20 protein-coding genes are annotated in these 18705 nt (G+C 40.0%); 11 read left to right on the top strand and 9 right to left on the bottom strand.

Annotation, left to right across the window (positions count from 1 at the left end; genetic code table 11):
- Positions 1 to 4: 4 nt before the first annotated feature.
- Entirely contained in the window at positions 5 to 490 is a 486-nt protein-coding gene (locus H5162_RS11275; protein WP_145237619.1) for a peptidylprolyl isomerase, read from the top strand.
- A 61-nt stretch (positions 491 to 551) separates the two neighbouring features.
- On the opposite strand, the gene H5162_RS11270 is transcribed toward H5162_RS11275, so the two are convergent.
- The 5 genes from H5162_RS11270 to H5162_RS11250 all read right to left on the bottom strand — a co-directional run bounded on the left by H5162_RS11270 (position 552) and on the right by H5162_RS11250 (position 6620).
- Positions 552 to 1004 carry a hypothetical protein gene (locus tag H5162_RS11270; protein ID WP_145237622.1) on the bottom strand — a complete coding sequence of 151 codons (453 nt, stop codon included), beginning with the start codon at positions 1002 to 1004 and terminating at the stop codon, positions 552 to 554.
- A 16-nt stretch (positions 1005 to 1020) separates the two neighbouring features.
- Positions 1021 to 1836, bottom strand: coding sequence for a DUF481 domain-containing protein (locus H5162_RS11265; RefSeq protein WP_182731873.1), 816 nt, complete (start codon positions 1834 to 1836; stop codon positions 1021 to 1023).
- Positions 1837 to 1897: 61 nt separating this feature from the next.
- Positions 1898 to 2218 carry an HI1450 family dsDNA-mimic protein gene (locus H5162_RS11260; protein ID WP_145237630.1) on the bottom strand — a complete coding sequence of 107 codons (321 nt, stop codon included), beginning with the start codon at positions 2216 to 2218 and terminating at the stop codon, positions 1898 to 1900.
- A 113-nt stretch (positions 2219 to 2331) separates the two neighbouring features.
- Positions 2332 to 5442 carry an efflux RND transporter permease subunit gene (locus H5162_RS11255; RefSeq protein WP_182778555.1) on the bottom strand — a complete coding sequence of 1037 codons (3111 nt, stop codon included), beginning with the start codon at positions 5440 to 5442 and terminating at the stop codon, positions 2332 to 2334.
- An 11-nt stretch (positions 5443 to 5453) separates the two neighbouring features.
- On the bottom strand, positions 5454 to 6620 hold the full coding sequence (locus H5162_RS11250) for an efflux RND transporter periplasmic adaptor subunit (protein ID WP_182731872.1): 1167 nt from the start codon (positions 6618 to 6620) through the stop codon (positions 5454 to 5456).
- A gap of 298 nt (positions 6621 to 6918) precedes the next feature.
- On the opposite strand from H5162_RS11250, the gene H5162_RS11245 reads away from it, so the two are divergent.
- The 6 genes from H5162_RS11245 (at position 6919) to H5162_RS11220 (ending at position 13166) form a co-directional block, all read left to right on the top strand.
- On the top strand, positions 6919 to 7710 hold the full coding sequence (locus H5162_RS11245) for a crotonase/enoyl-CoA hydratase family protein (RefSeq protein ID WP_182716997.1): 792 nt from the start codon (positions 6919 to 6921) through the stop codon (positions 7708 to 7710).
- A 97-nt stretch (positions 7711 to 7807) separates the two neighbouring features.
- Positions 7808 to 8194, top strand: a complete 387-nt coding sequence (locus tag H5162_RS11240) for a CidA/LrgA family protein (protein ID WP_145237642.1) — start codon at positions 7808 to 7810, stop codon at positions 8192 to 8194.
- Positions 8187 to 8894 (top strand): LrgB family protein, encoded by a 708-nt coding sequence (locus tag H5162_RS11235; RefSeq protein WP_182778553.1) that lies wholly within the window; start codon positions 8187 to 8189, stop codon positions 8892 to 8894. Before H5162_RS11240 ends, H5162_RS11235 begins: the two co-directional genes overlap by 8 nt.
- Before the next feature lie 35 nt (positions 8895 to 8929).
- Complete coding sequence (locus H5162_RS11230; RefSeq protein ID WP_182734488.1) at positions 8930 to 9766, top strand: mechanosensitive ion channel family protein; 837 nt, start codon at positions 8930 to 8932, stop codon at positions 9764 to 9766.
- A gap of 16 nt (positions 9767 to 9782) precedes the next feature.
- Entirely contained in the window at positions 9783 to 10949 is a 1167-nt protein-coding gene (locus tag H5162_RS11225) for a hypothetical protein (RefSeq protein WP_182778551.1), read from the top strand.
- Positions 10950 to 11189: 240 nt separating this feature from the next.
- Entirely contained in the window at positions 11190 to 13166 is a 1977-nt protein-coding gene (locus tag H5162_RS11220; protein ID WP_182778549.1) for a phytase, read from the top strand.
- Between the two features lie 34 nt (positions 13167 to 13200).
- Here H5162_RS11220 and H5162_RS11215 read toward each other — a convergent pair whose 3' ends face one another.
- The 4 genes from H5162_RS11215 to H5162_RS11200 form a co-directional block, all read right to left on the bottom strand.
- Positions 13201 to 13785, bottom strand: coding sequence for a YqaA family protein (locus H5162_RS11215; protein WP_149980922.1), 585 nt, complete (start codon positions 13783 to 13785; stop codon positions 13201 to 13203).
- 199 nt (positions 13786 to 13984) lie between these two features.
- The gene (locus H5162_RS21385) at positions 13985 to 14878 is read right to left on the bottom strand and encodes a GGDEF domain-containing protein (RefSeq protein ID WP_259398212.1); all 894 of its coding nucleotides are present in this window, start codon (positions 14876 to 14878) and stop codon (positions 13985 to 13987) included.
- Positions 14879 to 15039: 161 nt separating this feature from the next.
- Positions 15040 to 15372 (bottom strand): PBPRA1643 family SWIM/SEC-C metal-binding motif protein, encoded by a 333-nt coding sequence (locus H5162_RS11205; protein ID WP_145237663.1) that lies wholly within the window; start codon positions 15370 to 15372, stop codon positions 15040 to 15042.
- Positions 15373 to 15490: 118 nt separating this feature from the next.
- Positions 15491 to 16354, bottom strand: a complete 864-nt coding sequence (locus tag H5162_RS11200) for a PA4780 family RIO1-like protein kinase (RefSeq protein WP_145237666.1) — start codon at positions 16352 to 16354, stop codon at positions 15491 to 15493.
- A 211-nt stretch (positions 16355 to 16565) separates the two neighbouring features.
- Between H5162_RS11200 and H5162_RS11195 the strand changes: the two genes are divergently transcribed.
- The 4 genes from H5162_RS11195 (at position 16566) to H5162_RS11180 (ending at position 18637) form a co-directional block, all read left to right on the top strand.
- The gene (locus tag H5162_RS11195; RefSeq protein WP_145237669.1) at positions 16566 to 16784 is read left to right on the top strand and encodes a hypothetical protein; all 219 of its coding nucleotides are present in this window, start codon (positions 16566 to 16568) and stop codon (positions 16782 to 16784) included.
- A gap of 84 nt (positions 16785 to 16868) precedes the next feature.
- The gene (locus H5162_RS11190; protein WP_182731861.1) at positions 16869 to 17759 is read left to right on the top strand and encodes a dienelactone hydrolase family protein; all 891 of its coding nucleotides are present in this window, start codon (positions 16869 to 16871) and stop codon (positions 17757 to 17759) included.
- 132 nt (positions 17760 to 17891) lie between these two features.
- On the top strand, positions 17892 to 18260 hold the full coding sequence (locus H5162_RS11185) for a hypothetical protein (protein WP_179959150.1): 369 nt from the start codon (positions 17892 to 17894) through the stop codon (positions 18258 to 18260).
- Entirely contained in the window at positions 18257 to 18637 is a 381-nt protein-coding gene (locus tag H5162_RS11180) for a hypothetical protein (protein ID WP_182731860.1), read from the top strand. The genes H5162_RS11185 and H5162_RS11180 overlap by 4 nt, the downstream gene beginning before the upstream one ends.
- The last annotated feature ends 68 nt before the right edge of the window (positions 18638 to 18705 follow it).

Below are 18705 nucleotides of genomic sequence, written 5' to 3'. Positions count from 1 at the left end.
GACTATGATCGTTGCAACAAATAAAGTGGTAAAAATGCATTATTCAGTCATGGATAATGACAAAAACTCTATCGATAACTCATTTGATGGTGAGCCACTAATCTTTATCGTTGGTACCGGTTACTTAATTCAAGGCCTCGAAGATGCCCTACAAGGTAAAAAAGCGGGCGACACACTCAGTGTTACTGTGCCACCAGAGCAAGGTTATGGCGAACGCCATGATGATCTGATGCAAGCAGTACCAAAGTCGATGTTTGAAGGTATGGAAATTGAAGTTGGTATGCAATTTCGTGCCTCAACAGATGACGGCGATCAATCTGTAATGATCATTGATATTCAAGAAGAAGATGTAATTGTTGATGGTAATAACCCACTCGCTGGCATCACTTTAAACTTTGATGTAGAAATACTTGAAGTGCGTGATGCAACAGCAGACGAACTAGAGCATGGCCATGTTCATGGTGATGGCGGCTGTGGTCACGATCACTAATATCGACTTAAACCGACAATAAAAAAAGCGCTACTGCGCTTTTTTTATATCTATAATTTAATCAAACGAGTGTAGGCTCTGCTATTGGCTCGCTTATCTTACCCGCCAACGCTGCCAGTAAACCATCTTGGTCGTTAGTTCCCAAGCGATATTGGCTACCATCTTTTAAAGTTAGCTGTACTGCGCTAAATCCTGACACTGTGTATACCCAACCATCATGGGTAATACGTAAGCCAATACCATGACGAAAAGAATTTTCTACTGCTTTAGCTTCAATAATATCCACTAGCTGCAACTTATCACCAAACACACCAGGACCAAAACCCCAGCTAATTTGGCTGTCATCAACTTTAATGGTTAAACCATGGAACAAAAAACCCACCAGCACTAAAATCGCTGCAAATACCATTAACGGCATATCGGCACCAATTAAATACCAAGCTAAACCAACAAAGCTGGCAATCCAGCTTAGAATAACAAAAATGAACAGTGCAAATTGCTTATGCTGATACATAACACTCTCTAAAATATTAAAAACTATAAACTAATGTCGCACTTAGTTCTGAATCAAACTTTAACTTGTCGTCTTCCGGCTTAGAATTATAACGATATAAATAAGTAAACTTTAATGATATAGCACCCATCACTTGGCTGATCAATGATGTTTCTGACTTTAATCGTGAGTTTAATCCTGACAATGATTGCTCAATACTTAAATCTTGATTGAAACGTGTTCGAGTCGAGACAGTTCGCTCCCACTGCAGTGCTAAACGTAATAAATAGCCGGTTTTGGTTTTGTCTTGCTCATCTTCAAGCTCAGCATCATCTTGCGCCACCGAGCGGTATAAACCAGGCCCTATATCAAAATCAACTTGGTTTTTTACCCCTTGATACAAACGGTTACCATAACCTGCCGCAAGCGTACTTTTAAACTCAAGACCACTGAATTCATCTTCTTCATAATCACCATACATAAAGAATGAGGCGTTTTTTACCCCAACTTTATAGTTGCCCTGCGCAGAGAAAAATATACGGTTTGCCGAGACTTCATCATTACCAGTAGCATCGTTACGATCACGTTTATATAAACTATCTATTTTGAATTGATTACGCCATTTATCAAGGTCTTGATATAAGTTACCTTTGAACTTAAAACTGGTCGAGTTAGTATTACCGCGACTAACAATAAGTCCAAATTCAGTATCGCCGTATAATAGTTCGCCTTGATGGATTTTATGGATCTCTTCATCTGAGAGTTGACCATACTCATGAAAGTCTTCAAAAGGATCAACTGCCCAGACTTTAAAGCTAAGCAGGCAGCCCAACAACAGCAGTAACCTAATCACTGTTCGCTCACTGTGTTGATATTTAAAACAAGGCTGTTTTCACTAAGATACTGCATCTAGATTATTCGCTATCTTTCCATAATATATGACAAAACGGCGCATCTTTATCACGGCTAATCAAAATTTTAGCAAATAGAATATCTTGATTATCGAATTCAAGTCCCACTAACACCTGAATAAATAATTCTGGCTCTATTTCTAATGCAACAAAATCTTGCCATTGATCATCAGGCTCGCCTTCTTCAATAAAGCCAAGCTCTTCTCGATGCTGGTTAAAATCATCAACATCTTGCTCACTAAGGTTATCTGGGGCTAACTCTAAAAAGATATCGTAAGCTTGATGCGTTACTTCTTCTTCACTGTATAAACGGGGTCCTGTCATTGCCATAAACCTTTCATGATGCTAATGCCAGATATAGTATCAAACCTCAGCAAATTTTTGACAAAAAAAAGCCAGGTTTCCCTGACTTTTTTTATACAAAGCTTATTTTACGCTTATGAAGTCGCTGTACCCTTTATTTTTTCGCGCATTGACTGCACCAAACTATAAAATAACGGCACCAACAAAGTACCCAATATAGTCGCTGCTAACATGCCGGCTAGCACAGTGACACCCAGCGATACACGGCTTCCCGCTCCAGCGCCAGTTGCAAATACTAACGGTAATACACCTAATACAAATGAAAGAGCCGTCATTAATACCGCACGAAACCTCATTTTAGCTGCACTAAGAGCCGCATCAAAAATACTCTTACCTGCAAGCCGCTCTTCCATCGCAAATTCTACAATCAAGATTGCAGTTTTGGTCGACATACCTATAAGCAGTACTAAGCCTACTTGCGCATAAATATTATTTTCTATACCCAAAACGTATAACGCTAACATTGCACCAAACATTGCCAGTGGAATCGCTGCTATAACTGAAAAAGGGATCGTCCAACTTTCATATTGTGCAACCAAGAACAAGTAAACAAATAGAACGGCCAAAGCAAATAGCAACGGTGCCATATTGCCAGCTTCAATTTCTTGTTTAGATTGCCCTGCCCATTCAAATACATAGCCATTAGGTAACTGCTTAGCTAGCTCTTCCATGGCAGCTATTGCATCACCACTTGAGAACCCCGCAGCTGCTTGACCACTAATACTCGCACTACGATACAAATTGAAGTGCTTGAGGGTTGTTGGCCCAAGAATTGGTTCAAGTTTAGCAAGTGTCGTTAATGGCACCATGTCACCTTCATTGTTACGCACAAAATAATGCTGCAAGTCTGAGGGATTTTTACGGAACTCACTCTCAGCTTGCATGATTACTTTGTAAGTACGGCTAAACTGATTGAAATCGTTAATATATAATGAACCGAGCTGGGCTTGCAGCGTTAAGAATATGTCACTTAATGCAACCCCTTGAGCTTTAGCTTTATTGCGATCTATCTCTAAAAAGTACTGCGGTACATTTGCTCTAAAAGTACTGTACACATTACTCAAGCTTGGATGTTGGTTCGCTTCATATACCAGCCCATTAAGTACTTGTGCCAACTCAATAGGATCTCGGCCTTCACTGTCTTGCAGACGAAACTCAAAACCAGCGCTATTACCCAAACCAGGAATTGGCGGCGGGTTAAATACCATTATCTGCGCATCAGGCATAGCCCACATTTTTCCCATCAAACGACCAATCACTGACTTTAAGCCAAGTTCAGTACTGGTGCGCTCTTCCCAGTCTTTTAAAATAACAATACCTAAAGCATTATTTGAACCCGCCCCGCCAATCAAAGAAAAACCGGATACAGCAATAAAATCGGTTGCAGCTGGTTCTTGTTTAATAATGTCACCTATTTTATGCATCACATCAACAGTGCGTCCCGAAGCCGCCGCATCTGGTAATTGCACATCTACAAATACAAAGCCTTGGTCTTCGGCTGGGACAAAGCCTGTTGGAACGCTTTTAGCAAGCCAACCTGCCGCTACAAAAATAACTAAGGCAAAAATAGCCATTCTCGCTGAGCGTTTTAGAATAAAGTGGATAATTTTAGAATAGATGGAGGTTGATTTAACAATGCCTTTTTCAACTGGCGCCAGCCATTTTATCGGTTTCATTGACTTTTCAGTTAACAATAAGGCACATAAAGCTGGGCTTAGGGTTAATGCGTTAACGGACGAAATTAATACCGCAAACGAAATCGTTACAGAAAACTGCTTATAAAGCTCCCCAGTAATACCTGGCATGAAGCCTACTGGCACAAATACAGCTAATAAAACTAGGGTGGTCGCAATTATAGGCCCGGTTACTTGCTCCATCGCTTTAGTGACAGCCTCTTTAATCGGCAGCTTTTCTTCTTTGAGGATCCGCTCAACATTCTCAATTACAATAATTGCATCATCTACCACAATACCGATCGCTAGCACTAAACCAAATAAGGTGATTAAGTTAATTGAGTAACCCATAGCCATCATAAAAGCAAACGTGCCCACCAACGATACTGGAATGGCAATAGTTGGAATAAGTGTCGCGCGCCAATTTTGTAAAAACAAAAACACCACTAAAACAACCAGGCCAACAGCTTGAAATAATGTAACAATCACTTCTTCGATTGAGCGATTGATAAACTCTGTCGTATCGTATGGTATTGAGTATTCAACACCATCTGGTAATTGCTTAGCAAGCTCTGCCATGGTGGCTTTAACATCACTTGCCACTTGCGTTGCATTGGCATCTGTTAATTGGTAAATAACTATAAAAGCAGTATCTTGCTGGTTTAACTTAGCTGTAGTGCTGTAATCTGCTGAGCCAAGTTCAATGCGAGCAATATCAGTCAAACGTACAAAGTTACCATCTTGATTAGCACGAATAATTGTTTGGCCAAATTCATTTGGAGTTTTTAAACGCCCTTTAGCCTGAATTGAATATTCAAACTGCTGACTTGGTGAGCTCGGTGCCGCACCTAACTTACCAGCTGCAACTATAGTGTTCTGCTCTTGTAATGCCGCCCTAACTTCGCCTACTGTCAGCCCTAACGCCGCCATTTTATCTGGGCGTAACCACAATCGCATTGAGTAGGTTTTCTCACCCATAACTTCAGCCGATGCCACGCCTTTAATTCGGCCCAGCGGTTCAGTTAAGTAGTTTGTTGCATAGTTACTTAAAAAAATGGCATCAATGTTTGCTTGGCTAGAATACAAGTTAATACCCAATAACATTGAACTGGATTTTTTCTTAACCGATACACCTTGGCGGGTTACTTCGCTGGGTAACCCCGGTTCAGCTAAGGCAACACGGTTTTGCACATTTACTTGAGCAATATCAGTATCCGTGCCCACCTTAAAGTATACCGTAATCGTAGCCGTGCCATTATTACTGGAGCTGGACTCGATATACATCATATCTTTGACACCATTGACTTGCTCTTCAATGGGCCTGACCACTGACTCTTCCACTATTTGCGCACTGGCACCTGGGTAAACTGCGGTGATCTGTATTTGCGGTGGAGTAATCTCGGGATACATATTAACTGGCAGCAAACCCATGGAAATCAAACCCGCTAGCGTAATCACTATCGAAATGACTAGGGCAAATTTAGGCCGCGCGATAAACGTTTTACTTATCATGTGCGTTTCCTTTAGTTTGCAGCGTCTGGTTGGCTAGAAATTGTACCTGTGGTGTGATCGACCTTTTTTTCGACTGGTTTAACTTCGACCCCTTGACGTACTTTTTGTAAACCTTCAACAATCACTTGCTCACCTTCTTCAAGACCCGATTTAACGACCCACATCGCATTTATACGCCGTCCTAATTGCACAATACGCGTTGCAACTTTATTATCTTCACCCACTACTAATACAAATTTACCTTGTTGATTTTCTTGTACTGCAGCTTGAGGAATAAGTGCTTGCAGTTGCTTATCTTTACTTTCAACAATTAAGGTGACAAATAAGCCTGGCATTATAATGTTCTGTGGATTAGCGAATGTAGCTCTTAATTCAACAGTGCCAGTACTGCGATCAATTTTCGTATCGGCAAAATCTAACTGCCCTTTTGATCCCAAGTCCGAGTTATTTGGCAAACGCAGGGATAAATCTATTGGTACATTTTGAGGGTTATTAGCACTATCTTGATGTTTTTGACGATAACTAATGTAATCGCCTTCTTCGACCTGGAAGTTAACATAAATTGGATCCACATCAGTCAATTCCGCCAATTCATTTGAGGAAGGGCTAACAATGTTGCCTACGTCATAATTAACCTTACCGATACGCCCTGCAAACGGCGCTTTTATCTCGGTGTAACTTAGATTTAATTTTGCTTTTTCAAGGCTGGCCTTTGCAGAAATAACAGCAGCAGCGGCTTGCTCATATTTAGTGGTTAATTTATCTAAATCAGATTGTGAAATAAACCCTTGTGCAGCAACTTCTTTACCGCGTTTTAAATCACGAGACGCACCATCTTCGCCAGCAAGTTTACTTTTTAAGTCTGCTTCAATTTCAGCAACAGAGGATTGGTATTCACTTGGGTCAATTCTTAGTAATAACTGTCCTTTTTCAACAAATGAGCCTTCATCAAAATGACGTTCAATTAATTCCCCCTCAACACGAGCGCGAATTTTTACTTCCTGATGAGCTTCCGTGCGAGCAACAAACTCTCGATAATTCCCCACCTCTTGGGTAACAACATTAAATACTGAAACCGCGGGAGGTGGAGCGACTTGTTTGGTAGCGTTATCATCTGAACAACCAGCTAAAAAAGCGATTAATGTTGTACCAACTACCCCTTTGATCGCTAATGACATGTAAGTTCCTAAAATGCTAGGCGTGAACCTTTTTAGCATGGTTTATCTCCTTGGTAGCTGCGCAACTACCTTTATGTATGTATTTAAATTATCCTTAAACGTCAAGTTACGTTCAGAGGCTATTATTGGCTGATTATATAACAAGCCACTCGATTAAAAATATAGACCAATTTGTAATCATTTGTATCTCAAGTTAATAATAACTGACTCTAAAACAGCTTGTTTTTCAAAAAAAGCCACGCTTTACATCAATTCAATTAACTCGTAAGCTAAACTGAAACAGGTCAGAGGAGTTGACATGATTAACTTTGAAACACAACAGGCAATCGCCTTCGTTACATTATCCCGAAAAGATAAACAAAATGCGTTGAATTTTGTCATGTTCAAACAGCTGACAAGTATTATTAAAAAAATTAAAAAAGACCCGACTATCCGCGCTGTCGTTATTCAAGGTGATGGTGAGCATTTTTGTGCTGGACTGGATGTTGCTGCCGTTATGAAAAGTCCCATAAATATTGCCAAGTTGCTATTTAAATGGTTGCCGGGTAACTGTAATTTAGCGCAGCAAGTTGTGCTGGGTTGGCAATCACTAAGTGTGCCGGTATTCGCAGTCGTCCAAGGTAATTGCTTTGGTGGTGGCCTGCAAATAGCTCTTGGGGCTGATTATCGGATTGTGCACCCAGATGCTAAATTAGCCATTATGGAAGCGCGCTGGGGACTATGCCCTGATATGGGTGCAAATGTTGTACTACCTAGCTTACTAAAACGTGACGATGCCATGTGGCTTGCCAGTCATGCAGATCCTATTAGTGCTGATAAAGCGCTGCAATTAGGGTTAATAACCGAAGTAAATGCGGATCCAAAACAACGCTGTTTAGCAATGATCAATACCTTATTAGCTCGCTCACCGGATACTTTAGCGGCAATAAAACGCGTTACTCAACAAAGTTTTAACACTCCAAGAAGACAAATTTTAGCAAAAGAAACCATTAGCCAAATTCGTCTGCTTATTAACAGCAATACAAAAAAGGCCATTGCAAAAGCCAAAGGCGCCGATAACATTGAGTATCAAAATAGTAAACGTTGGTAACAAATTCACTTAATATCAACGCTAAGCAATAAGTCGCATAGTTTTCAACAAGCAAATATGATGAAGTATAATACGACCTGTAGTGAGTAAATAATCAATGGATCCCCGACCCCAAGTGCTTAAAAAAATCTTCCCTTATTTACTCAGCAGCTGTTTGATTTTGGGTTGTTTGGCGATAGCAAAAATAATCATGCACTGGCTGCAAGGCAGCTTTCCAGCCCCCCTCTTAGCGATGCTAATGCTACTTACGTTACTTTTAACAAACGTAGTTAAAGAGCATCACTTAACTCCCTGTGCTAAGCCATTATTAAATGTCATGCCGCTTTTTTTCATCCCTGCTGGAGTTGGTTTTATCGAACACCTTGAGATCATCGCCCTGCAATGGCAATTTCTCAGTGCAGTTTTCATTTTGGTGCCATTGACCAGCTTACTGCTTATCGCAACGGTGATCAGTGTATTTAAAGGCAGGATTGAACATGATTGATCTATGGTGGTTAAGTATTCCTGTAATTATCACGCTGTTTTTAGGATTAAGGAAGCTCAATACAACCATTAACAATCCTTTATTAAAAGCGCTGACTAATCCCGTTTTTATCACTATTACGCTTATAGCCATATTACTAGTGAGTTTTTCACTGCCCTACTCGCAATTTGCCAGCCATAGCCGGTTATTAAGCTATTTACTGGAGCCTGCCATTGTTGCGCTTGCATTACCGCTATATCAACAATTTGTGCATATACGAAGAAATCTCCTGCTGATTGTTGGCTGCTGTAGTTTGGGCATAATCAATGCCACTGTGGTTGCAACCTTACTCAGTGCCGCATTTAATGTGCCTGCACAATTAGCAGCATCTGTTGCCGCTTTATCGGTCACTACTCCCATTACTCTATTAGTGACTGATTCACTCGGAGGCATTGCTTCGTTGGCAGCTGCGATGGTGATTTTTATCGGCTTATTAGGTGCTTTGTTCGCGCTACTTATTCTTCGTCAGGTGGGCATTTATAACCATCAGGCACAAGGCGTTGCAATTGGTACTGCATTTCATGCAATAGGCACCGCCGCCGTACTTGTTGAGCATCCGCGTATTGGTGCATTTGCTTCAGTGGCAATGGCACTGAGCGCATTACTTACCGCTTTAATCGTACCATTACTTTATCCTTTTTTGAGTCAAGCTCTGCTATGATGAAATAGTTTAACCACTTTATTTATGGATAATAGATGATCAGTACAGAAATTCAACAAGTTGAAAAATACTACACCATGATCAGTGAGTACCTCGTTAAGTACAGCATGCAATTAGTTGGCGCATTGTTGATCTTGATTTTTGGTTTGTGGGTGGCACAAAAAATATCTAAGATGATTGCCGCTTTAATGGCGCGTAATAATATTGATATTACTCTCACTAATTTTGTCAGTAATGTAGTGAAAGTATTGTTTATCGTTATGTTCATTATTATTGCGCTAGGTAAAATTGGCATAAGTGTCACACCTTTTGTCGCTGCAATTGGTGCAGCTTCTCTTGGTGCTGGTTTAGCATTGCAAGGGATGTTATCAAATTATGGCGCAGGCTTGGCTATTATTGCCACCCGCCCCTTTATCGTTGGTGACACGATTGAAGTTAAAAATGTCAGCGGCCAAGTAAAAACCATTGAGCTAGGTTACACCATTTTGATCAATGAAGAAAAAGTCGAAATTACTATTCCTAACAAACACATCGTTGGCGAAATACTGCATAACTCATTTAATTATTCATTGGTCAAAGGTGAAATTGATATTGCCTATAATGCCAGTGCTGAGCATGCTATAGAGCTTATAGAAAACGTATTGAAAGACCATGAGTTAGTCGCAAATGAACCGCTATCACAAGTTGGCATTGAACGGTTTGCTGAAAGTGGAGTAACTATTAGTTACCGCTACTGGGTGCCGACGACGAAAATAATTGAAACCAAGCTGGCCGTAAACGGTGGTGTATATAGTGCGATTCAAGGTGCGGATATTGAAATTCCATTCCCACAACGAATTGTTACCATTAATAAAAATGAACTAAATAGCTAATTTTTAAAGGATAAAAATGCGGAGCCGTTCAGTATGTACAGCTAAATACATTGCTTTAATTATTCTTATTATACTTTGCTGGTCAGAGCAATTTAACAGCTATGTCATGGATTTTCTTGACCAAACCTTAGTGCAGTCATCATTAGTTTATGCTTCTGCGCGCAGTGTTAACGGCATTATTTCTTTATTGCAGTCGGCTGAAGTCGGTATTGGTATAGCCAGCATAGCGCCTGCACAATTGCTTGATCCGGTGAACGATTTAGCCGAATACATTGCCGATGCGATGCGCATATCATTAGGCTCACTGTTTATCCAGCGGATTTTATTTACTATTTCATCAGGGGTATTTTTTAGCACCTTGTTTACCGCCAGCGTCATTAGTTATTTAGTCTGTGATTATTTTGGGTATTTAAAACAGCTTAAAGGTAAGTTACTCGCTAGCCTGATTTTAGTGCGGTTTTTAATTCCATTTGTAGTACTTGCAACTGGGCTTGCCAGCCAAGCCTTTCTAGATGAAGAAATTAATCATCAAAATCAATATGTTGAAAAGACCGTTGACACACTTAGCGTACAGGCTAATGCAACCTCCACACTATCAGCACAACTGAGCGCAAAAATTAACAGTGACAAGCAAACAACTCTCGATGAACTCGAACTTATTGCCGTTCAGCAACAACAATTAAAAGCAATTATTACAGATAACCAACAGCAGCTTGAGCAATTAAATAAGCAAATTGACGCCATTCAAACGACCCGCAGTTTAGCCGAAAAACTCACCTTAACAGAGCTTCCCGAGGCTAAACAATTACTGCAAAAACAACGCGAGTTAAAGCAACAACAAGCATCTATCAACAATCAGTTCGCCGCGTTATATCAACAGAAAGCTCAACTGCAACAACAGCTGCATGATTATAACGACCAACTAGCAGGTAATTCTGGCAATTTAATTAGCAAAGTCGTTGATACCGTTACCACTGGCATTACAGATATGGCTAATTCTTTAGAGGGCTTATTTATTGAATTTTTAAACTTAGTGTCGTTACTAATCATCAAATTATTTATCATGCCTTTGCTCTTCTTATATTTATTTAGTAAGGCATTTAAAGCTATTTGGCAACGTTCCGTGCTACAAGCATTAGCGCAAATGAAAACAGAAATACACACCACCATCACAGAAAAATAACCGCTATATCATGCTTAGGGTCACATCAGCTCAGCATGAAAGCGATGCCCTAATGGGTCATTTTAAAACTAACAATTAAAAATTAAAACCAATAAAAACAGACAGATAAAATAAAAAGCATTGAATGAAAGGAAACCTAAATAGCTTTACTCTCACTGCAGAAGTCTTTCTTTTGTCACGGTTTTGTCATAAAAGTTATTTAGCTTGCATCGCATACATGGCTAACTTAGGACTTTACTCGTGCCAACACTTAAACCACTTGCTTATGCACTGAGCATATTAACACTCACAGCAACATTAGGCGCTTGCAGCAGCCAAGATGTTAATTCCACTCAACCAAGCCAAACTACATTAAAGCTTAACAGCGCACCATTTTGGCAACAAAATAATATTCAAGGATCGCAAGCTGCTTGGCTTTTTGATGATGCATGGTTACTAGCCAGTGAAAGCCAAGGCTTAATTGTTGTAGAGCAAAATAAGCAACATAGCGAAGTACTTAAAGCGGGTAACTTTGAAACTCTGTCAGTACGTACTATTGGCGATAATCGCTTTTTAGTGACCAGTATTGATAACGAACGTGATCTGGTTGCCGTTTTCACCCTAACTCAAAGTAACGGCAACTGGCAACTAACGGAGCACGCACCGATTGTTGCACCACAAGCAAAACCTGAAGCGGTCTGCCTATTTAACAATCACAATACGGGGAGTATTTCTGCTTTTGTTGCTGATGTTCGCGGCTTAATGCGCGAAACCTTAATTTATAACTTTGCCACAGAGCAAACCACTAACATTGCGGTCCGAGAATTTGCCGGTGTAAATGAAGCTGCGGGTTGTGCGGTTAATGATGTAAGCCAACAATTATTTATCAGTGAAGAAGAACTTGGCATTTGGCAAATGAACGCCAATGCAGAATCTTCAGCGAGTAAACAACCCCTTACCATGGTTGCTCCCTTTGGTGAACTGGCAAGCGGTATTGGCGCATTAACCACCAGCACTGATGGCAGCCTCTGGTTTACTAGCAGCAGCAATAACACCCTATACCGATATAATCCAGAGCAAGGTATACAACAAAAGTGGCGTGTCTCTGGAGATCTCAGTATTGGTTCTGTGGTAATTGACAATAACGCCACTACTGCTCAAGCCATTATGTATGACGATGAAAGTGGCGCGTACCGCAGCAGCCAGTTAATTTTAGACCCAATCACCAGTACGACAAAAACCAACACCACCACTGCAAAAACAGCACATGTGTATGCAAAAGTGCAAACGACACCAGTTGCAGCATTTGGTGATGCCGCAGACGATCCAGCCATCTGGGTGCATCCAACCGACGCCGCTAAAAGCTTGATCATAGGCACCGATAAACGTCGCGGACTGATGATCTATAACTTAGCTGGAGAGCAAATTCAAAGCCTTGACGTAGGTAGAGTTAACAATGTTGACGTTCGTCAAAGTAGTAATATCAACAACCCAACTCACACTCTAATTGCAGCCAGTAACCGTAGTGAAAATAGCATTAGTTTGTTCACTGTCGACATACAAAACAGCGTACACCACTTAGGTAGCGTGGCTACCAATTTGAGTGAGATTTATGGCTTATGCATGTACTCATCGAAATCAGGTGACTATGTATTTGTGAATGATAAATCAGGGTTATATCAGCAATATAAAATAACCAGCCAACAGCAACAAGTCTCGGGCAAACTGGTGCGCGAATTTACTTTACCGAGCCAACCGGAAGGTTGTAGTAGTGATGATAAAAATGGGGAACTTTTTGCTGGTGAAGAAGACGCTGGTATTTGGTTTATTAATGCTGAACCAGATACAAAACAACAGCCGATATTACTGCAATCAGTTGATAACATGCTGGTTGATGATGTAGAAGGTATGGAGATTTATCATGGTAAAGACGAGCGCTTATTAGTGGTATCTAGCCAAGGTGACGATAGTTATGTCGTGTATCGCATAAATAAAGGTGAAAAACACCCTACCCTTGAGTTTGTCAGTAAGTTTAATATTATTGCAAACTTAAATAACGGTATTGATGGCGTGTCAGAAACCGATGGCTTAACCGTTACAGCCAAACCGCTGCCTGGCTACCCTCTTGGCGTATTAATAGTGCAAGATGGCTACAATCGTATGCCACAGCAACCACAAAACTTTAAGCTAGTTGATTGGCGCCAAGTACATTCACTTGTCTATGGCGACGCTAAGTAAAGTAAACTAAACAAATATAGCCGTCACTTGGCGGCTATATTACCGTTGTTAACCACCAAATAACTAACACCAACACAGTCAAACCAAGCATTGCTTTGGTTTTATGTTTTGTAATAATTCGCTCCGCTTGATTGCCTGCATAATACACCACCAGCGCCAGACCAAAATACCGAATTGAACGAGCAATAGTCGTTGCAATTAAAAACATTATTAATGAATATTTGGTGGCACCCGCTGCGAGCATAGCTATTTGAAAAGGAATTGGCACTATCCCCAACATTATTACAAACCAAAAACCTTGCTGCTGCATTTGTTGTTCTACGTGTTCAAACTGCTCTGGATTTGAAAAGGTATTGATCACCCAATCGCCAACCGCATCAAACAAGTAATAGCCAAGCGCGTAACCAAACAAAGCCCCAATAATACAGCCTAAAGTCGCCATTAAGGCGATTAGCCAAAGCTTATCACGACGAGCTTGCATCAACGGCACCAATACTGCTTCAAGAGGGATAGGAACTATCGTTGACTCTAAAAATGAAGCCGCCGTTATGCTGGTTAACATATGCTTTGAATCAATAAATTGTCGTGTTTTTTGCTTTAAGCGCTGCATAACAGCCATAGTATCACCTTGGTAGTGCTTATAAGTTATATTTATAAGCATATTGCAAGCTCAATACCAGCCTTGCATAATAAATAAGTGCATTGTTTTATAAGCGTTTTTTAATAAATATTAACAGGAACAGGCAAATAAATTTAACTGATAGTGTAAAAACCCCCAATTAAAATTGTAAATTTTACTGTAATCAATCGCTTAGGGATTAAGCAATGTAATATTGGCTACGGCCACTATTTTTCGCTTTGTACAAGGCTTGATCAGCACGTTTAACTACCTCATTAAACGCTTCTTCTGGGGCCTTAAATGACACACCAATACTTACACTTACCGTTCGATTAGCAGCAAGTTCAATGGTATGTGCAAGTGATAGTAATTGCTCACTTAAATCGCAGGCTTTTGGTCGGTCATCGCCGGGCAGGTATATTGCAAACTCTTCACCACCTAAACGTGCAAAAACACTATTATTAGGTAAAGCTTTGGCATATAAAGATGATAATTCGATCAGTACTTGATCCCCCCTATCGTGACCAAACTGATCATTAATCACTTTAAAAAAATCGATATCAATAAGCAAAATTGTATACGGGGCTGATTGATTTTTTTGCATATATTGATAAAAAAATTGGCGGTTCGCTATTTGGGTCAAGTAATCAGTGATCAGCTCTTTTGATAACTGCTGCTGCACACTTGTTAAATCGCCTATAGTTAACTTTAAACCATAACAAGTAAACAACATGCCTGCAGTACGTAAAACATCCTCAACATAAATACCAATAAACAAAGGCTGGATCAGCACTTCATCAAGTAGATCAAAGGTTAAACCCGCTGACCACAATAATAAACCGATGCTTAAATTAACATAAGCAAAAACTGATAAGTTGGCCCTTTGGACAATGATAAAAATAGCCACCACAATTAATAGGTTAATTGCGTCGGTAAGTACACCATTAAAAAAAATACTGTTATCTAATTCAGGATAGAAATAAATATACGAGGTAACTATTAAAAACAGAGTAACTACAAATACAGCTGAAAACACGGGTTGTAAGGTGTTTTTTGCCGTTTGTTGTTGAAGTTTATTATCACTGTATTTCATACACGTTTCGCTGATTAAGTGAGCGCTATATTAAATAACGCTATCACAAGCTAATGAATATATAGCTTTTAAATACAACTGCCGTTTTATATCACTGGAGCTGATTTTTTAAGTTCCTAACACCAGCACCAACCTGAGTTTACACACCTGAACAAGGTATTTTAACCACAGCATTTTTTGTATTTTTTATTACTGCCACACGAACATGGATCATTACGTTGTGGTGTTTTTTCAAAAACTTGAGTAACAGGTTTATTAAGTACAATATCTAAAGGAGTAATATCTTCAGCAAGCGTACTATCAACACGAATATCTGCAAATAAATCATTAGCTATCAAAATAGCGTTTATTTCAAGCTCACGTGCAGCGCTTTGCACCTGTAAAACGAGCGGATTTTCTTCGCTACCAGGTTTTACTTTCGGTTTAGGCTGATAAGTACCTTGATTATTTTTACCCATAATATCGGGCTTACCACGATAGAAAAATTTTGACACCTGCGTTCCTAACTGTCATTTAAAGCAACTCACCGCGAGTAGCTAAAGGCTGCGCAGTCTAACAGAATTTAATGCTGTTAGCGCGCATCTTTAAAATCGATAATGAAGCTAATAAACTTTAGTCGTCTTCAGGTGCTTGTGCTGCTTTTATTCGCTCTTGGTTTTCTTGCATTTGCTCAAATGCAGCTTTGATTTCATCAAGCACTGAATCAACATCAGCCTCAGCGTGGTTATCTGCAACCTCACCGTAAAGAACAGTTTCTGCTGTTAATTCACCCGCTTGATACAAAGCCCACATTTCTTCACCAAAACGCGTATCGAGTATTTCTGGTGCGTACTGCCCGTAATACAAGCGCATATTGCGTACATCACGTAAAAACATTTCTTGCGCATTGTTATTCGCCGCCGCATTTACTGCCTGCGGTAAATCAATCACCACCGGACCGTAGCTATCTACTAACACATTAAATTCAGACAAATCACCATGCACAATACCCGCACATAGCATTAAGCGAATGTAATGAACCATAGTAGCGTGATCTTCAATTGCCTGCTCAGCAGTTAAACTCACATCATTTAAACGCGGCGCAACATCACCGTCATTATCGGTGACTAAATCCATGATCAGTACACCATCGTAACAACCATGAGGTTGTGGTACCTTTACGCCAACCCGAGAAAGCGTGAAAAGCGCATCTACTTCTGCATTTTGCCACACGTTTTCTTGTTCTTTACGACCAAACTTAGAGCCTTTTTCCATCGCACGACCGCGGCGACTATTGCGTACTTTACGTCCTTCTTGGTATTTTACTGCTTGTTTAAAACTTCGGTGTTGTACATCTTTGTACACTTTCGCACAGCGAATATGCTCGCCACAGCGAACCACATAAACCGAGGCTTCTTTTCCACTCATTAATTGGCTGATGACTTCATCAACGATACCGTCTTCTATTAACGGTAAAATCTGTTTTGGCGTTTTCATGACACTCTTATACCGTACTTAGGCATACCTTGTAATCTTCTCGCAAACTATTTTATCTGACAGACCCTTACGTTAAAGCAAAAGCAGACGAAAACCAATGCTAATAAGCGCACAATTGAACTTATCAAGCATGTTAAAGAACAAAAAACTTGACTAAATCGGCTAAATCCACAAACTGCGAAGTTAACAGCCCAAATTATACTTACTTTATATGAATTCAGAAATACGCTATCGCTTTCAATCTGGTCAAATCGCTAATCGTTTTTTAAACGAATTAAAGCATTGGCCTGTCGCCCGGGTAAAAACAAAACTTCTTAATGGTGGTTTTGACGTTAAAGTAAATTATCAATTCGATGGCGCGGGGTTTGATTACACTTGCGCAGAACTTGATGAATTAGCCGCAAAACATGCCGGTGAAGAAGTTAGCTAAGTATATTAAGCATACAGCAATATACATTTTGAGTTCTCTCAGCTATGTTATTAAATCTTAAATCAATAACATATAGGCACTGCAATGAATAACCCACATTCAGATCACATTCCTCAAGAAGCCTTTGATTGGTACGATGAATACGCTCATGGCAAAATGGATAGACGCACGTTTATGAAAAAACTTGGTGGCTTAGTCGCCCTTGGTTATTCAATGACAGTGCTCACTTCAGCGTTATTACCAAATTATGCCTTAGCCGAACAAGTTTCGTTTAATGATGAATCAATTAAAGCAACTTACCAAAGTTTTGATTCTCCCAATGGTCATAACAAAGGACAAGGTTATTTAGTAGTGCCAACACAATTAAAGGGCAAGCGACCGGTAGTCTTAGTGGTGCATGAAAACCGAGGCTTAAACCCCTATGTAAAAGATGTGGCCCGTCGTTTAGCCAAAGCGGGTTTTGTCGCTTTTGCACCCGATGCGCTATTTCCGCTAGGTGGTTATCCGGGTAATGATGACGAAGGGCGAGCCATGCAAAGCTCAATGGATAAAGAGAAAATTCAAAATGATTTTGTTGCCGCAGCCCACTATTTAAAATCACACCCACTCAGTAATGGTAAACTTGGTGCCGTTGGATTTTGTTTTGGCGGTTATATTGTCAATTACCTCGCTGCGGTTGATTCATCATTATTAAGCGCCGGAGTACCATTTTACGGCACGCCCGCCAACGAAGCTCTGCGCAAAAATATTAAAGCCCCGTTAATGATCCAATTAGCCGAGCTTGATGAGCGCGTAAATGCAACATGGCCTGACTATGAGCGCGATTTAAAAAGTCTCAATGTAGATTATAAAATGTATATGTATAAAGATGCCAATCACGGTTTTCATAATGACTCAACGGGCCGTTACGATAAACCGAATGCAGAACTTGCATGGCAACGAACCTTAGCATTTTTTGAGCAACACCTTGTTTAATTATATCTTGTTTAATTATATCTAGTTTAATTGCACCTTGATTAATTGCATAATGGTTAGTGCCAAGCATAATAAGCTAGCACTAACTTCACTCAGTATTAAGTACTTCAGTTAAGAAAAGTCACCGACTCTATGACTAAATTTTTTCTCCTAAAATACATCGCTTTTTTTAGTGGATGTGTTGCTTGTTTTACCCTTCATACACAATTTGCAGTGCCTGCGGTTATTGCATCTTGCCTAACCGGACTTATTGGCAGCTTTATTCCTTTTCCAAAACAGTATGCAAATCATCCTTACGCAGCTGTTTATGCTGGTAGTTTTGCTGGAATGTGCTCTCAGGGGTTGATTAATACCTATTGGGAATTAGCAATTATTTCATTGATTGGGGCTATTTTATACGTACTGACGACTAAAGTGTTTACTGGCTTTGGTGGTAAATTAGGAAGTATCGCCTTTATTAGTGTTGCTTTGTTTGTATTAGCTAAAGGGCTTGCGGCATGAGTTTATCATCGGTAACACTTGCTTTACTTGGCGCGTTTTTGACCTTTTATTTAGCTAAGCATAACCGTCTAGATGCGATTAGAGCGTCAGCAATTTTAGCTATTATCGCTTACCTTATTTTACTTGCCACCGAGTTCAACGCAGAGCTATATAGCAGCATTTTTTTTGGTGGCACATTTATAGGCATGAGCGCACCAAAGCGCTTTGGTATTTACACGCTGTTTTCTGCCAGTGTTATTTTTTCGATTTTGTTTGATAATTTAGTGCCTTACCTTAGTAGCTTTGGCGGAGCTTTGGGCATAAGTGGATTTTTGTCGATATGTGTCTGCCAAATAGCGATTGTACTAGGCGCTCCTCGCAGTAAAAAACCGCTTTAGTTTCGATGTTTAATTAGTCAAACTTTCAGTTTAAGTTAAGCTTTCCTTAAGTATTGCCTTCTATGCTG

This window comes from Pseudoalteromonas sp. SR41-8 (assembly GCF_014163915.1).
Classification (GTDB): Bacteria; Pseudomonadota; Gammaproteobacteria; order Enterobacterales; family Alteromonadaceae; genus Pseudoalteromonas; species Pseudoalteromonas rhizosphaerae.
This window is presented reverse-complemented; position numbering and strand designations above follow the sequence as displayed.

What these genes read in the sequence shown, in the direction of transcription:
- H5162_RS11240 (WP_145237642.1), top strand. Translation starts at nt 7,808, where the DNA reads ATGGATCCCCGACCCCAAGTGCTTAAAAAAATCTTCCCTTATTTACTC.
- H5162_RS11185 (WP_179959150.1), top strand. Translation starts at nt 17,892, where the DNA reads ATGACTAAATTTTTTCTCCTAAAATACATCGCTTTTTTTAGTGGATGT.
- H5162_RS11260 (WP_145237630.1), bottom strand. Translation starts at nt 2,218, where the DNA reads ATGACAGGACCCCGTTTATACAGTGAAGAAGAAGTAACGCATCAAGCT.
- H5162_RS11250 (WP_182731872.1), bottom strand. Translation starts at nt 6,620, where the DNA reads ATGTCATTAGCGATCAAAGGGGTAGTTGGTACAACATTAATCGCTTTT.
- H5162_RS11270 (WP_145237622.1), bottom strand. Translation starts at nt 1,004, where the DNA reads ATGTATCAGCATAAGCAATTTGCACTGTTCATTTTTGTTATTCTAAGC.
- H5162_RS11245 (WP_182716997.1), top strand. Translation starts at nt 6,919, where the DNA reads ATGATTAACTTTGAAACACAACAGGCAATCGCCTTCGTTACATTATCC.
- H5162_RS11225 (WP_182778551.1), top strand. Translation starts at nt 9,783, where the DNA reads ATGCGGAGCCGTTCAGTATGTACAGCTAAATACATTGCTTTAATTATT.
- H5162_RS11180 (WP_182731860.1), top strand. Translation starts at nt 18,257, where the DNA reads ATGAGTTTATCATCGGTAACACTTGCTTTACTTGGCGCGTTTTTGACC.
- H5162_RS11200 (WP_145237666.1), bottom strand. Translation starts at nt 16,354, where the DNA reads ATGAAAACGCCAAAACAGATTTTACCGTTAATAGAAGACGGTATCGTT.
- H5162_RS11195 (WP_145237669.1), top strand. Translation starts at nt 16,566, where the DNA reads ATGAATTCAGAAATACGCTATCGCTTTCAATCTGGTCAAATCGCTAAT.
- H5162_RS11275 (WP_145237619.1), top strand. Translation starts at nt 5, where the DNA reads ATGATCGTTGCAACAAATAAAGTGGTAAAAATGCATTATTCAGTCATG.
- H5162_RS11190 (WP_182731861.1), top strand. Translation starts at nt 16,869, where the DNA reads ATGAATAACCCACATTCAGATCACATTCCTCAAGAAGCCTTTGATTGG.
- H5162_RS11255 (WP_182778555.1), bottom strand. Translation starts at nt 5,442, where the DNA reads ATGATAAGTAAAACGTTTATCGCGCGGCCTAAATTTGCCCTAGTCATT.
- H5162_RS11215 (WP_149980922.1), bottom strand. Translation starts at nt 13,785, where the DNA reads ATGGCTGTTATGCAGCGCTTAAAGCAAAAAACACGACAATTTATTGAT.
- H5162_RS11235 (WP_182778553.1), top strand. Translation starts at nt 8,187, where the DNA reads ATGATTGATCTATGGTGGTTAAGTATTCCTGTAATTATCACGCTGTTT.
- H5162_RS21385 (WP_259398212.1), bottom strand. Translation starts at nt 14,878, where the DNA reads ATGAAATACAGTGATAATAAACTTCAACAACAAACGGCAAAAAACACC.
- H5162_RS11230 (WP_182734488.1), top strand. Translation starts at nt 8,930, where the DNA reads ATGATCAGTACAGAAATTCAACAAGTTGAAAAATACTACACCATGATC.